The following is a 14,407-nucleotide window of genomic DNA, read 5'->3' on the forward strand; positions in this document are numbered from 1 at the left end:
CCGCCGGTCTTTGATGGCCCCGAACGGGAAAGGCCCGGAGAACCGGGCCGAGTCACCTTGGGATGGGCGCGCTATACCGGCTTTGGGCCAACGGGGCAAGGGAAAGGCACGCGGAAGGCCGGTCAGGCCATCTGCTCCAGCCGGGACAGGTAGGCGTCATCGGTCTCTCCCGGCATCCGCGCCTGCGGAAAGCCGGAGCCGAACCGCAGCGTATCTGCCGCCGCACGCGCAAGGGCGAGGATGAGATCGCGCGCCTGCGCCACCGAAACCGGCGGAGGCGCGCCATCGCCTGTCAGTTCCAGCCCGTGCTCCATCTCGAAGAAATGGTCATAGCCCAGTGCCCAGCCCTCGAACGGGCTTTCCGCGCTGCCGTCCTCGTCCAGCAGCATGTCAAATCCACTGTGCCTTTCGTCCGCCGCAATCCGGGCCAGCAGGGCCTCCATCGCCGCCTGCGGCCCGTGCAGCGCCTGCAGGAACTGATCGGCCGTGCGAACCAGATAGCCGGTGATTCCGGAAGCCGCGTTGAACTGTAACGCCGTCCGCAGGATTGCGACGTCGCTGCGGTCGAAATCCGGGTGGCTGGGCAGGCTGCGGTACAGAATCTGCCGGTAGGGTGCGGACATGCGTGGAAACTCCAGAAGCCCCTGTATTAGCGGCAAAACCTGCCCGGCGGTCAAGACGGTTCTGTCACCCCGGCATCTGCGCCTGCACCAGGGCGATGGCCTGCGCAATCGCCTCTTCCGGCCCAAGGCCGGACGTATCCAGCAGCACGGCATCCGCCGCAGGTTTCAGCGGTGCATCTGCGCGGTTCATGTCGCGGTCATCACGTTCGCGCACCTCGGCCAGCACCCGCGCGGCATCTCCGCCGACCTCCAGCCAGCGGCGATGGGCCCGCACCTCGGCGCTGGCCGTCACGAACAGTTTTACCTCGGCCTCGGGGCAGATCACGGTGCCGATGTCGCGCCCGTCCAGCACGGCCCCGCCCTCGCGCCGCGCGAAGCGGCGCTGAAAGTCCAGAAGCGCGGCGCGAACCTCGGGGATGACCGCAACGCGGCTCGCGGCCAGACCGGCCTCCAGCGTGCGGAGATCGTCGCGCGCAAGATCCTCCGGCGTCAGGCCATTTGCTGCCGCGACCGGATCACCGCCCTTCACCCCGACGGCACGATAAAGCGCGCCGGTATCCAGATGCGCAAAGCCGAAACGCGCCGCGACCGCCCGGCTGATCGTGCCCTTGCCTGCCGCCGCAGGCCCGTCGATTGCCACCGTGAAGATCATCGCATTCTCTCCGCTTTGCTCTGGCGCGGTTTATGCCTCGGGGCGCGCAAGGTCAATTCTTGGCAAGCCCCGCCGCCCGTGGGAGGCTGAGATCGTATCTGTGCAGGAGCCGCATGAGAATCGCCCTTCTGAACCCGCCGCATCGCGCCATCGGCTCGCGCGTGCCGAAAGAGCAACTGCCGCCGCTGGGGCATCTGACGATTGGCGGGCCGCTGATCGACGCGGGCCATGCGGTGCGGCTGATCAATGCTGATCCGGGGCCGATGACGGATGCGGGAATCCTTTCCGCCCTGACGGAAAACCCGCCCGAGGCTGTGCTGATCGGGCACGCGGGGTCGACCTCGGCGCATCCGGTGGTGGCGCGGCTGGCTCCCCTGATCCGCGCAGCGCTGCCCGAGGCGCATATCGTCTATGGCGGGGTCTATCCCAGCTATCATTGGCAGGAGGTGCTGACTGACTGCCCCGAGATCGACGTGGTGGTGCGGGGAGAAGGCGAGGTCACCGCGCCCCGCCTGATCGCGGCGCTGGAGGCTGGTGCCGATCTTGCGACAGTCCCAGGCATCGCCTTCCGGCGCGACGGCCAGCCCCATGCCACGCCGCCTGCGCCGATGCTGCGCGACCTCGACAGCGCCCGCATCGGGTGGGAACTGGTGGACCTGTCGCGCTACAGCTATTGGGGCGGCAAGCGCGCGGTAATCCTGCAATTCTCGCGCGGGTGCCCGCATCTTTGCACCTATTGCGGCCAGCGCGGTTTCTGGACGCAATGGCGCCATCGCGACCCGGTGAAATTCGCGACTGAGATCGCCTGGCTGGTGCGCGAACACGGCGTCGAACTGGTAAACCTCGCGGACGAGAACCCGACCTCCTCGCGCAAGGCGTGGAAAGCGTTTCTGGAGGCGCTGGTGGCGACCGGGGTGAAGGTCACCCTCATCGGATCGACCCGCGCCGATGACATCGTGCGCGACGCGGACCTGCTGCCGCTTTACAAACGCGCCGGTTGCCTGCGCTTTCTGCTGGGGCTGGAGGGCACGGACGAGGCCACGCTCGCCACCGTCCGCAAGGGCGGCACGCGGGCGAAGGACCGCGAGGCCATCGGCCTTCTGCGCGCGCATGGCATGATCGGGCTATGCACCTTCGCCGTGGGGTTCGAGGAGGAAACCGACGCCGATTACGCGCGGCTGCTGCGGCATCTGCTGGTCTATGACCCCGATCAGATCATGTCAGTCTATGCCACACCGCACCGCTGGACACCGTTCTTCGGGCAAAGCGCGCATCGTCGGGTGGTGCAGACCGATCTGAGCCTTTGGGATTACAAGCATCAGGTGCTGGAAACCCCGCGGGTGCCGGCGTGGCGGGTGTTTCTCTGGGTCAAGTTGATCGAGGCTGTGGTGCAGTTGCGCCCGCGCGCGCTGGCGCGGATCTGGTTGCAGAAAGACCCCGAACTGCGCCACGCCCAGCGCTGGTATACCGCCATGGGGCGTGGCGTCTGGCTGCGCGAGTTCCGCGATGCATTCCGCTTTCGCGCGCGGCCCGGCCCGACGGTCGAAACCTTCCTCGGGGCCGGGCAATTGCCGGAAAACGCGCTGGACCGCCGCCGCGACGCCGCGTGATCAGCGCGTCAGCGTCGCGCCAAGCCCGGTCATCAGCCCTTCAAAAATCGGGAAGGAGGTGACGATGGGCGAGGCGTCATCCACAGAAACCGGCTTCTGCGCCGCCATGCCGCAGACGAGGAAGCTCATGGCGATGCGGTGGTCGAGATGGGTCGCCGCCGTGGCGCCGCCGGGCACACCGCCCGCGCCCATGCCATGCACGATCAGCGTATCCTCGTCTTCCTCGATGGTCACGCCGCAGGCCTCAAGGCCCCGCGCCATGGCGTCGATGCGGTCGCTTTCCTTGACCCGCAACTCCTTGACGCCGCGCATCACCGTCTTGCCGGTCGCAAAGGCCGCCACGACCGACAGGATCGGGTATTCGTCGATCATGCTCGGCGCGCGTTCGGGGGGCACCTCGATGCCCTTCATATTGCCCGAAAAGCGGACGCGCAGGTCGGCCACAGGCTCGCCGCCTTCCTCGCGCGGGTTCTGGAACTCGATCTCCGCCCCCATCTCGACGAGGGTGATGTAAAGCCCATTGCGCGTCAGGTTCTGGCTGACACCGGGCACGAGGATGTCGGAGCCTTCAACGATCAGCGCCGCGCAGACCGGGAAGGCGGCCGAGGACGGATCACGCGGCACTGCCACGGTCTGCGGCCGCAGCTCCGGCTGGCCCTTCAGGGTGATGATATGCCCCTCCGCCCCCCTTTCCACATGCAGATCCGCGCCGAAGCCCAGAAGCATGCGTTCGGAATGGTCGCGCGTCGGTTCCCGCTCGATCACCACGGTTTCGCCCGGCGCGTTCAGCCCGGCAAGAAGCACCGCAGATTTGACCTGCGCACTGGCGACAGGCAGCGCATAGCGCACCGGCACCGGGTTCGCGGCGCCCACGATGGTCATGGGCAGGCGCCCGCCCTGCCGCCCGTAGGCCCGCGCGCCGAACAGCGCCAACGGGTCGGTCACCCGGCCCATCGGGCGTTTGCGCAAGGACGCGTCGCCGGTGAAGGTCGCGGTCATGTCGGTGGTCGCCATGCAGCCCATGATGAGCCGCACGCCGGTACCGGAATTGCCGCAGTCGATCACATCGACCGGCTCGCGGAATCCCCCCACGCCCACACCATGCACCGACCAGGCGCCTGGCCCGTGCTGCGTCACCTCGGCCCCGAAGGCGCGCATCGCCTTGGCGGTATCCAGCACGTCCTGTCCTTCCAGAAGGCCGGTGATCTTCGTCTCGCCCACCGCCATGGCCCCGAAGATCAGCGCGCGATGACTGATCGACTTGTCGCCCGGCACGGCGGCCGTCCCGCTCAGCGGGCCCGACTTGCGGGCGGTCATCGGTTGCGCGTCACCATGGCCGGACATTCTGGGGCTCCCTCTCATCCTTGCCCCCGCGTTAGCGCAAGCGGGGGCGACGGTCCAGCCCCGCCGCTTCAGCGCAGGAAAAACACCACCGCCATGCCCAGCCCGATCACCACGATCAGGGCCCGCAACACCGCAACCGGCATCCGCCGCGCCAGCCCCGCGCCGATCCAGCCGCCCAGCGTGCAGGCGGCAGCCATGATCAGCCCCTCATACCAGCCGATCAGCCCGGCAATGGCAAAAGCCGCACAGGACAGCACCGCCATCAGCCCCGAAAGCAGCACTTTCAGCCCGTTCATTGTGTTGAGATTGGTGAACCCGATCAGCCCGAACAGCGCCAGCAGCAAGATGCCCAGACCGCCGTTGAAATAGCCGCCGTAAACCGCCACCACAAAGACCAGCGCCGCGCTGAGGCCCGGCCCGGTCGCCCCCATGCCGCGCGCCCGCAGCGTCGCCAGCAGGCGCGGGCCAAAGGCGAACAGCCCCGTCGCCACCAGAAGCAGTACCGGCACCAGCCCGTCAAACACATCCGAAGGTGTAACCAACAGCAACAGCGCGCCTGTGACCGAACCCACCAGCGACAGCGCAATGATCTGCCACAGCTTCAGCGCCCCTTCCGACCGGATATCATGGCGAAAGCCCCAGGCCCCGCCCAGATAGCCGGGCAGCGCCGCAAAGGTTGCCGTGGCATTGGCGGCCACCGGGGGCAGACCGGCCCAGACCAGCGCCGGGAAGGTCAGGAAGGTGCCGCCTCCTGCCACTGAATTCAGCACCCCGGCCACGAAGCCCGTCATCGCCAGAACCAGTATCTCGACCATTGCCCGTGCCCTCCCCGGCGATCCCTTGACCCGTCATGTGCCCCGGTCCAGATTGGTCTGCAAATTGGTCCGGGGAGCGATCATGGCCCGACACGATGACATCCTGCCCCGGCTGCGCGATCTGGCCGAAGGCCCGCCGCGCCGCTTGCCCCCTGAACGTCAGTTGGCCGCCGATCTGGGATGCAGCCGCCAGAGCCTGCGCGCGGCCCTCGCCATACTGGAAACCGAGGGCAGGATCTGGCGCCATGTCGGCCAGGGCACCTTCACCGGCCCGCGCCCCGGCCCGGCCCCGCTGCGGGAAAACCTGTTGATCGAGGCCGCTACGCCCGAGGCGCTGATGCACGCCCGTCTTTTGCTGGAACCCGCCATTGCCGGGGCCGCCGCCGAACGTGCAACACCCGCCACCTGTGCCCGGCTGTCGGCGCTGGTCGGCTCGGGGCGCAGCGCACGCGACCGGCAGGCCGCTGAAGCCGCGGACGAGGCTTTTCACGCCGCCCTCGCCGATGCGGCGGGCAATCCCGTTCTGATTGCCGTGATGCGCTTCCTGTCACGCGCACGGCGGCGTGTCGGCTGGCAACAACGATGGGAGACCGCTTATCGCCGCGCCGGGGTTGATGCCTTCACCGGCCTGCACAGCGACCAACATGCCGCCGTGGTCATGGCCGTCGCGGCAGGAAACGGCACGCAGGCCGCCAGCGCCATGCGCGAACATCTGGAAACCATCGCCCGCATGATGGAGGGATAGGCCTCAGCCCTCACCCAGCCAGCGTGCCGGATTGACCTCGGCAATCTGGCGAAACAGCGTCTCGCCCAAACCAAAGCGCAACCGCACTGCAACGGCGCGCTCTGACAACGCCTCTTGCCGGGTCATGTAGAAATCCGATCCGAACAGCACACGTTCGCGCAGGCGAGGATGCGCCATGAACAGCCGCAGGAAGGGCAGAAACGCCTCCGACTGGAACAACGTATAGGACACATCGGTCCACAGGTTCGGGAAATCACCGCTTTCGATCATCCCGCGCAGGGCGATCAGGAAGTTGCCGTCGCGCGCTGCCGGATCATAGGGGTCCAGCCCTTCGCCGATATACCGCTCCCAATCGCTTTGCCCGCCGAAATGCGCAAGATTCACCTGCATCTTCGGGAAGGCCCGCAGCACGGGCGTGAAAGCCATCGGATGCGACAGGCGATCCGCCTCGGCCCGGCTCAGCCGCCCCGTCACCCCGCCGCGCGAACAATGGCTGACCACCGCCAGCCCGCGCGCGTTCAGCAACGGATAAACCTCACGCATCAGCACCGGATGATCGGGGGCATAGCCGATGCGGGGGTAAAGCTTCAGCCCGCGAAAGCCCAGATCCTCGATGCAGCGCCGCACCTCCGCCGCAGCGCCGGGTAGACGCGGGTCGCAAGCCGCGAAGGGGAGGATCAGCCCCGGCCAGGCGCGGGCCAGTGCCGCCAGCTCGTCGTGCTGCGCCCGCAGATCGGCAGCGACCCGCCCCTGCCCCAGCCCGGCCATCTGCATCGGCAAGACGACAAAGCGCGTGCCCGCCGGGTATTGCGCGATGAGGCGGTCAAAGATTTCCGCCTGCCCGCCTGCCTGCGCTTCGGCCTGAAAGCGATGCAGCCGCCCCAGCGCCGCCGCCGCGCGCTCCTGCCCCAGCACGCCCGCCCCGAGGGCAAGACCGCGCAGCAGCCACGGCAGCCGCTTGAACGGCATCAGCAGAACATGCGGATAGCGGGCGGGGATATGCCGCCCGGTGAAGGTGTGGACATGGCAATTCGTGATGGCAAGGCGCGACATGCAGGCTCTCCGGTCGGATGACCGGCCAAGCCTGCCCGCATGCCCGCAAAAACCCGGCTAAGGCAGCGCGCGTTGCGTCTTCAGCGCTGACGGCGGAAGGTCAGGTAATTCGGAGCGCGCCCTTCGCGCAGGGCCTTCTGCTCGTACCGGGTCGACAGCCAGTCCTCCCATGCCCCGCCCTCACCAGCCTGCCGGATCAGATCAAACCCGGCGGGCGGCACCTCCTCCAGTGTCTGACGGACATAATCGGGAATGTCGGTCGCCACCCGGAACTCGGCCCCCGGCTGCATCACCCGCGCCAGCGCCGACAGATAGCCCGGCGTCACGAAGCGCCGCCGGTGGTGCCGCGCCTTGGGCCATGGATCAGGGTAGTTGAGGAAACACTTCTCGACACAACTATCCGGCAGCACGTCGAACAGATCGCGCACATCGCCGGGATGGATAACGAGATTATCCAGCCCCGCCTGCCGCACCTTGCCCAGCAGCATGGCGACACCGTTCACGAAAGGCTCGCAGCCGATAATGAACACGCCAGGATAGCGCGCGGCCATATGCACCAGATGCTCGCCGCCGCCAAAGCCGACCTCCAGCCAAAGCGGTCGCCCGCCGGTCAGTTTGGCAAGGTCGAGCGGGGTGCGGGCCGGATTGTCGGCCCGCGTCACCCCCGACAGGCTGATGCGGCCCAGATCCTCGGCCAGATATTGCTTCTGGCTGGCACGCAACGTCTTGCCATGGGTCCGGCCGTAGAAATTGCGCCGCTCTGTTTCTTCCGTCATCACCGGCCTCCTTCAGACGGCGGGGGCCTACCCCCCGGCACGGCGCCGGTCAAGCCGTTGCAGAGGGGCGTCTGCCATCTGCTTCAGGCCACACGCGACGGGATGCGCCCCTCGAACCAGCGGAAGCCCAGCACGATGATGCCGGTGATCGCCATATAGACCACCGCGAGCAAGAGCAGCGGTTCATAGGTGATGAAGGTGTCCTGCCGGACCCGGCTCGCGACGGCATAGATATCAACCACGGTGATGGTGGCAACCAGCGGGGTCGCCTTCAGTTGCAGTACCGTCTCGCCGCCGAGCGTCGGCAGCGCGCGGTGCAGTGCCTGCGGCAGCCAGATCCGGCGCAGGATGGTCAGGCGCGGCATGCCCATGGCGCGCGCAGCTTCCAGTTGCCCTTTCGGCACGCCCTTGAAAGCCCCGCGCATCACCTCGCCCTCATACCCTGCGAAGCTGAGCGTCAGGGCCAGCAAGCCATAGGGCCAGGCCTGCCGCAGGATCGGCCAGAACTCGCTTTGCCGGATCCACGGGATCGTCGGGAACAGCGACCCGAGGCCGTAATAAAGCAGCCAGAGTTGCAGCAGAAGCGGCGTGCCCCGGATCACCGTGCAGAAGGTGCGGGCAGGCCAGGCGAGGATGCGCGGCCCCACCGCCTGCGCCAGCCCCAGCGGGATGGCCAGCGCCATACCCAGCACGATGGAGGCCGCCAGCAGCCAGATCGTGCGCCAGATGCCCTGCGCCGCAAGGCCCAGATAATTTGGCACCCAGTCCCAGCGCAGGTTCAGCACCGACCAGACGACAATCACCAGCGCGATCAGCGCCATGACGATGCGATGCGGTTTCCAGAATGCCCTCATCCGTGCAGCTCCGGCTGGCCACGGCGGGCGCGGCGTTCCAGCCGGGCGAACAACCAGCCCGAGCCGATGGAGAGGATCAGGTACAGCACCCCCGCCGCCATGAAGAAGGTGAAATAGGCTTTCGTCGCACCGGCTGCCTGCCGGGTTTCCTGCGTCAGTTCGCCAAAGCCCACAACCGCCAGCAGCGCGGTGTCCTTGGTGGCCACCAGCCACAGGTTCGCCAGCCCCGGCAGCGCGTTCGAAAGCATCAGGGGCAGGGTCACGCGCCGGGCCAGCAGACCGGGCGGCATGCCCATGGCGCGGGCGGCCTCGATCTGTCCCGCGGGCACCGCCTGAATAGCGCCGCGCAGAACCTCGGTCGCATAGGCGCCCTGCACCACGCCCAGAACGGCAATCCCGGCAGCAAGGCCGGAAATCTGGATCCGGTCATAGCCAAAGGCGAGCAGCGTCTGGTTCACCGCATCGGTAACCGCATAGTAAAGTATGAGGATCAGCACCAGTTCCGGCACCGCCCGCACGACGGTCGTGTAGACCGCCAGCAGGTCGCGCAGCACCGGCCCGCCGTAAAGCTTCCCAAAGGCACCCAGCGTGCCGATCCCGATGCCAAGCCCGAAGGCCCCACAGGCGATAAGGATCGAATTCCACAAGCCACGCAGCAGGTTCGCCCCCCAACCGGGAGGCGAAAGTTGCAGAAGTTCAAACATGGAAGCCGCGCCTGCGGCCCCGACCAGCGCCGTCACGGCCATCAGCCGCCGTAGATCGACGAGCTGAAGTAGGGTTTGGAGATTTCCTCATAGGTGCCATCCTCCAGCACCTTGGCGATCCCGGCGTTGAACTTGGCCTTCAGCTCTTCGTCGCCCTTGCGCAGACCGACGCCGACGCCAAGGCCCAGAACATCCGGGTCATCCGCCACCGCGCCCTTGACCTCGCAGCAGGCCGCCCCTGCCTCGGATTTCAGGAAATCGTCCAGCGCAATGCTGTCGGCCTGCGTGGCGTCGATCCGGCCCGCGACCAGATCCTGATTGGCCTCATCCTGGGTCTGGTACACCTTGATCTCGGCCACCGCGTCCTTGAAGTGTTTCTGCGCATAGGCCTCGTGGATGGTCGAGACCTGCACGCCGAGGATCTTGCCTTTCAGCCCCTCGGCATCGGCGGTCATCGCATCGGCCTTCGGCCCGACGATCACGGTCGGGGTGTTGTAATACTTGTTCGAGAAGTCGATGGTTTTCATCCGTTCTTCTGTGATCGACATAGAGGCCATGATGGCGTCGATTTGACCGGCAGTCAGCGCCGGAATGATGCCGTCCCAGGCCACCGGCACGATCTCGCATTCCATTTCGGCCGCCTTGCAGACTGCACCGATCATGTCGACCTCCCAGCCGACCCACTTGCCCGAGGCATCGGGCGAGGCGAACGGCGGATAGGGTTCGGCGGCGATTCCTACCTTCACCGGCGCGGCCATGGCAGCCCCGCCCATCATCAGCACCGCCGTCAGCGTCAGCGCGAGTTTTTTCATCTTGTTACCCCTTCTGTTGGATCATTTGGCGGCTCTTCAGGCCACGCTTTTCAGGAATTGCTGCAATCTTTCGGAACGCGGCGCGCCGAACAGCTGTTCAGGCGGGCCTTCCTCCTCGATCAGACCGTTGTGCAGGAAGACGACATGGCTGGCGACCTCCCGCGCGAATTTCATCTCATGCGTGACGAGGATCATGGTGCGCCCTTCGGCGGCCAGATCGCGGATCACTGCCAGAACCTCACCCACCAGTTCCGGGTCCAGCGCCGAAGTTGGTTCGTCAAACAGCATGGCACGCGGCTCCATGCACAGGGCGCGGGCTATTGCGGCGCGCTGCTGCTGTCCGCCCGACAGGAAAGCCGGATAGACGTCGGCCTTCGCCGAAAGCCCGACGCGCGCCAGCAGGCGTTCGGCGCGGGCAATCGCCTCGGCCTTCGGCACACCCAGCACATGCACCGGAACCTCGATCAGGTTTTCAAGAATCGTCCGGTGAGACCAAAGGTTGAATTGCTGGAACACCATGCCAAGGCTCTGGCGCAGCCGTTCGATCTGCTTGCGGTCAGCGGGGCTGCCATCTGGACGCATCGTCACAGCTTCATTGCCGATGATGATCTTGCCCGCGCTTGGCGTTTCCAGAAAGTTGATGCAGCGCAGCATGGTCGACTTCCCGGAACCGGAACCGCCGATCACCGCCACCACATCGCCTTCGCGTGCCGCCAGCGAGACCCCTTTCAGCACCTCAAGCTGGCCGAAGGATTTGTGCAATCCTTCGATGCGGATTGCCTCGGGCCGGGGGACATCGCCATCTGGTCGCGTCATCGGAACTCCGTCACTGGGTGATTGCAGTAAGCCCCGATCCCTGTAATTATGCAAGTGTATAATTGAGGTGCCCATGCAAGGCGAACGGCGCAAGTTCAGACGGGAGGGTGAGGAGCGGCGGCGCGATGCGCTGGTTTCCGCAGCCCTGGACCTGATATCCGAGGGCGGCCCTTCGGCCGCGACTGTCCGCGCCATTGCCGAACGGGCAGGCGTTACGCCCGGCCTGATTCGTCACTATTTCCAGACGAAAGAGGAACTGACCCGCGAAGCCTATCGCGCGCTGATGCACCGGATGAGCACCGAAAATGCCGCCGTGCTGGAGGCCGCGCCAGCCGATCCCCTGGCCCGGCTGGCCGCCTTCGTCGCCGCCGCGCTGCGCCCGCCGGTGGTCGATCCGCGCAGCATGGGCCTTTGGGCCGGGTTTCTGCATCAGGTGCGCTCCGATCCCGCGATGGCCGCGATTCACGCCGAAACTTATCTGGGCTATCGCGACCTGCTGCAGGAACTCATCGCCGCCCTGCCGGGGCACAACGATCCTGCCCGGCTGCGCACACTCGCCATCGCCTGCAACGGCGTGATCGACGGGCTGTGGCTGGAAGGCTGCGCCCTGCCGGAGGCTTTTGCGCCCGGCGAACTCGAACATATCGGGCTGGAAGCTGTCGGCGCCATTCTTGGTCTCGACCTTGCCGCCAGCCTGCCCCCCGCCCTGCCAGAGGAAACGCCATGAAATACGCCTCCGTCACCGAACGCCTCGCCGATCTGGGCGGCGCGAAATGGGAAATCCACGCCCGCGCCCGCCGGATGAAAGCCGAAGGCACCGCCGTGCTGGAATTCACCATTGGCGAACCGGATGTGCCCTGTCCGCCCGAGCTGATGGAAACCGCCGCGCGCGCCATGCTGTCGGGGCGCACCGGCTATTCCAATGGCCAGGGCGAGCCAGGGCTGCTGCGGGCGCTGGCCGCGCGCTATTCCATCCGGCGCGGGCGGCACATCGGCCCGGAACAGGTGATGTGCTTCCCGGGCACCCAGACCACGCTCTACGCCGTCTTCATGGCCATCGCCGAGGCAGGGGCTGAAGTCATCGTTGGCGACCCGATGTATGCGACCTACGAAGGGCTAATCCGCGCCACAGGCGCCACGCCGGTTCCGGTGACGCTGCGCCCCGAACGCGGCTTCCGGCTCGATCCGGCCGATGTCGCGGCCGCCGTTACCCCGGACACGCGCGCGATTTTCCTCAACACCCCGCACAACCCCACCGGCGCGGTGCTGACGCGCGAGGACATCGCTGCCATCGGCGAGATTGCCCGCGCCCATGACCTGTGGATCGTCTCGGACGAGGTCTATGAGGATCTGGTGTTCGAAGGCGTTCACTTCACCTCGCCGCTCGATCTGGCCGAACTGGCAGACCGCAGCATCGCCTGCGCCTCGATTTCCAAATCCCACGCGGCGCCCGGCTTCCGTTCGGGCTGGTGCGTCGGCCCCGCCGAGTTCTGCGCCCGCCTGCTGCCGCTGTCGGAAACCTTGCTCTTCGGCAATCAGCCCTTCATTGCCGACATGACAACTCAGGCAGTCAGCCATCCCTCGCCGGTTGCCCCCGGCATGTCTGGGCGTTTCGCGGCCCGAGCCACCATGATCCACGACAAGCTGCATGGCACTGCGGGCCTGCGCGTCCATCGCCCCGATGCGGGCATGTTCGCCCTGGTCGACGTGCGCGCCACCGGCCTTTCAGGCGAGGCCTTCGCGCAAAGCCTGCTCGATGCCGAACATGTCGCAGTCATGCCGGGCGAAAGCTTCGGCGCCGCGCTTTCCGGCTGGCTGCGCCTCGCGCTCACCCAACCCGACGCCGCTATTGCCGAAGGCTGCACCCGCATCGCCCGCCATGCGGCGCGCTTCCGCGCCGACGCCGCCTGATTTCACCTTGGTCCAAATATCCCGGGGGTGAGCGCCGAAGGCGCGAGGGGCAGCGCCCCTCCCCGCAGCAAACGGAGCAGATCATGCCTCTTTCCACCGGACAGGCGCTTGTTCAGGGCCTGAAACAGCGCGGCGTCGATTTGGTCTTCGGCATCCCCGGCGTCCATACGATCGAGCTTTACCGTGGCCTTGCCGGTTCCGGCATCCGCCATGTCACGCCCCGCCACGAACAGGGCGCCGCCTTCATGGCGGATGGCTATGCCCGCGTTTCGGGCAAGCCCGGCGTAGCCTTCGTCATCACCGGCCCCGGCCTGACCAATGCGCTGACCGCCATGGCACAGGCACGGGCCGATTCGGTGCCGATCCTTGTGATCTCCGGCGTGAACCGGCGCGCGAGCCTTGGCGGCGGCTATGGCCTGCTGCACGAACTGCCGGATCAGGCCGGGATGGTGCGCACACTCTGCCCCAGCTTCCAGATCACTGCGCCCGAGATGGTGGAGCCCGTGCTCGACCGTGCCTTCGCCGCTCTGACCTCGGGCCGGCCCGGCCCGGTGCATATCGAAGTGCCAACCGATGTGATGCCGCTGCCCGCCACAGCGCCGCGCCCGGTTCCTGCCGCGCGCCCGCTGTCACCGGAGCCCGAGGCGCTGGCCCTCGCCATCACCCGCCTTTCCGTCGCCACAACCCCGGTCATCCTTGCCGGTGGCGGCGCCCGGCGGGCCGAAACGCCGTTGCGCGCGCTGGCCGAGGCGCTGGACGCTCCGGTGGTGCAGACCACCAATGCCCGCGGATTGATGCATGGCCATGCCCTGACCGTACCCGCCTCCCCCTCGCTCGACGCCACCCGAGCGCTGGTCGCCGGGGCGGATCTGGTGCTGGCCGTCGGCACCGAGCTTGGTCCCACCGATTATGACATGTATGTGCGTGGCGGCCTGCCGGACCTTTCCGCCATGATCCGCATTGACCTCTGCCCCGACCAGCTCGCCGGGCACCCTGCCAGCCTGACCCTCGCCGCCGACGCCACCACAACGCTGGCCGAACTCGCCGCCGCCATCCCGCCGCGCAGGGGCGATGGCGCCGGGCGGGCCGGTGCCACCCGTGATGCGGCAAGAGCCGAACTGGCAAGACTGCATCCCGACATGCCGCATCAGCTTGCCATGCTGGAAGCCCTGCGGGATGCCGTGCCCGGTTCCATCGTGGTCGGCGACAGCACGCAGCCGGTCTATGCCGGGAACCTTTATTACGACCATGACCGCGCGGGTGGCTGGTTCAATGCCGCTACCGGCTATGGCGCCCTGGGCTTTGGCCCCGGCGCCGCCATCGGCGCCGCACTTGCCGCCCCCGGTACGCCAGTGATCTGCCTGATCGGTGATGGCGGGTTGCAATTCTCGCCCGGTGAACTGCGCGCCGCCGTGGACGAAAAGCTGCCCGTCACCTTCCTCGTCTGGAACAATGCAGGTTTCCGCGAAATCGCCGAGGCGATGACCGGCGCCGGGGCAGAGGTCATCGGCTGCACCCCCTCCCCCCTGCGGATGGAGCCTTTCGCAGCCGCCTGCGACCTGCCGTTCCAGAGCGTCGCCAACACCCCGGCCGAACTCGCCAAAGCCTTGCAACAGCCTTGCACCGGACCGCGCCTGATCGAAATTCGCGTCGCCTGATCCCGGCGACCGGACGCCGTCTTCCATGGCAATG

At 67.1% G+C, this 14,407-nt stretch carries 15 protein-coding genes; 5 read left to right on the forward strand and 10 right to left on the reverse strand.

The features are described 5' to 3' along the window. Positions 1-122: 122 nt before the first annotated feature. Both AO684_RS09000 and AO684_RS09005 read right to left on the reverse strand, forming a co-directional pair. Positions 123-623 (reverse strand): BLUF domain-containing protein, encoded by a 501-nt coding sequence (locus AO684_RS09000; protein ID WP_054302418.1) that lies wholly within the window; start codon positions 621-623, stop codon positions 123-125. 64 nt (positions 624-687) lie between these two features. Next, entirely contained in the window at positions 688-1,275 is a 588-nt protein-coding gene (locus AO684_RS09005) for a d(CMP) kinase (RefSeq protein WP_054302419.1), read from the reverse strand. A 113-nt stretch (positions 1,276-1,388) separates the two neighbouring features. On the opposite strand from AO684_RS09005, the gene bchE reads away from it, so the two are divergent. Further along, complete coding sequence (gene bchE / locus AO684_RS09010) at positions 1,389-2,885, forward strand: magnesium-protoporphyrin IX monomethyl ester anaerobic oxidative cyclase (RefSeq protein WP_054302420.1); 1,497 nt, start codon at positions 1,389-1,391, stop codon at positions 2,883-2,885. Here bchE and aroA read toward each other — a convergent pair whose 3' ends face one another. Both aroA and AO684_RS09020 read right to left on the reverse strand, forming a co-directional pair. After that, positions 2,886-4,229, reverse strand: a complete 1,344-nt coding sequence (aroA, locus tag AO684_RS09015; protein ID WP_054302421.1) for a 3-phosphoshikimate 1-carboxyvinyltransferase — start codon at positions 4,227-4,229, stop codon at positions 2,886-2,888. Positions 4,230-4,297: 68 nt separating this feature from the next. Next, entirely contained in the window at positions 4,298-5,044 is a 747-nt protein-coding gene (locus AO684_RS09020; protein ID WP_054302422.1) for a sulfite exporter TauE/SafE family protein, read from the reverse strand. Positions 5,045-5,126: 82 nt separating this feature from the next. Here AO684_RS09020 and AO684_RS09025 point away from each other — a divergent pair, with 82 nt between their 5' ends. Beyond that, positions 5,127-5,789 (forward strand): FadR/GntR family transcriptional regulator, encoded by a 663-nt coding sequence (locus AO684_RS09025; protein ID WP_054302423.1) that lies wholly within the window; start codon positions 5,127-5,129, stop codon positions 5,787-5,789. A gap of 3 nt (positions 5,790-5,792) precedes the next feature. On the opposite strand, the gene AO684_RS09030 is transcribed toward AO684_RS09025, so the two are convergent. The 6 genes from AO684_RS09030 to AO684_RS09055 all read right to left on the reverse strand — a co-directional run bounded on the left by AO684_RS09030 (position 5,793) and on the right by AO684_RS09055 (position 10,804). Continuing rightward, complete coding sequence (locus tag AO684_RS09030; RefSeq protein WP_054302424.1) at positions 5,793-6,842, reverse strand: amidohydrolase family protein; 1,050 nt, start codon at positions 6,840-6,842, stop codon at positions 5,793-5,795. A gap of 80 nt (positions 6,843-6,922) precedes the next feature. After that, complete coding sequence (locus AO684_RS09035; protein WP_054302425.1) at positions 6,923-7,618, reverse strand: tRNA (guanosine(46)-N(7))-methyltransferase TrmB; 696 nt, start codon at positions 7,616-7,618, stop codon at positions 6,923-6,925. An 83-nt stretch (positions 7,619-7,701) separates the two neighbouring features. Further along, entirely contained in the window at positions 7,702-8,472 is a 771-nt protein-coding gene (locus AO684_RS09040; RefSeq protein WP_054302426.1) for an ABC transporter permease, read from the reverse strand. After that, positions 8,469-9,176: an ABC transporter permease gene (locus tag AO684_RS09045; protein WP_199750662.1), complete on the reverse strand. Its 708-nt coding sequence runs from the start codon at positions 9,174-9,176 to the stop codon at positions 8,469-8,471. Before AO684_RS09045 ends, AO684_RS09040 begins: the two co-directional genes overlap by 4 nt. Positions 9,177-9,217: 41 nt before the next feature. After that, a complete protein-coding gene (locus tag AO684_RS09050; protein ID WP_082400850.1) occupies positions 9,218-9,988 on the reverse strand; it encodes a transporter substrate-binding domain-containing protein in 771 nt (256 codons plus the stop codon). A 36-nt stretch (positions 9,989-10,024) separates the two neighbouring features. After that, the gene (locus tag AO684_RS09055) at positions 10,025-10,804 is read right to left on the reverse strand and encodes an ABC transporter ATP-binding protein (RefSeq protein ID WP_054302428.1); all 780 of its coding nucleotides are present in this window, start codon (positions 10,802-10,804) and stop codon (positions 10,025-10,027) included. A 73-nt stretch (positions 10,805-10,877) separates the two neighbouring features. Here AO684_RS09055 and AO684_RS09060 point away from each other — a divergent pair, with 73 nt between their 5' ends. The 3 genes from AO684_RS09060 (at position 10,878) to AO684_RS09070 (ending at position 14,373) form a co-directional block, all read left to right on the forward strand. Then, positions 10,878-11,531 carry a TetR/AcrR family transcriptional regulator gene (locus AO684_RS09060; RefSeq protein ID WP_054302429.1) on the forward strand — a complete coding sequence of 218 codons (654 nt, stop codon included), beginning with the start codon at positions 10,878-10,880 and terminating at the stop codon, positions 11,529-11,531. Next, positions 11,528-12,715, forward strand: a complete 1,188-nt coding sequence (locus AO684_RS09065; protein WP_054302430.1) for a pyridoxal phosphate-dependent aminotransferase — start codon at positions 11,528-11,530, stop codon at positions 12,713-12,715. The genes AO684_RS09060 and AO684_RS09065 overlap by 4 nt, the downstream gene beginning before the upstream one ends. Before the next feature lie 83 nt (positions 12,716-12,798). Further along, entirely contained in the window at positions 12,799-14,373 is a 1,575-nt protein-coding gene (locus AO684_RS09070) for a 5-guanidino-2-oxopentanoate decarboxylase (protein WP_054302431.1), read from the forward strand. Positions 14,374-14,407: the final 34 nt, after the last annotated feature.

The sequence above is a fragment of the Gemmobacter sp. LW-1 genome, from assembly GCF_001303875.1.
GTDB classification, from domain to species: domain Bacteria; phylum Pseudomonadota; class Alphaproteobacteria; order Rhodobacterales; family Rhodobacteraceae; genus Gemmobacter; species Gemmobacter caeni.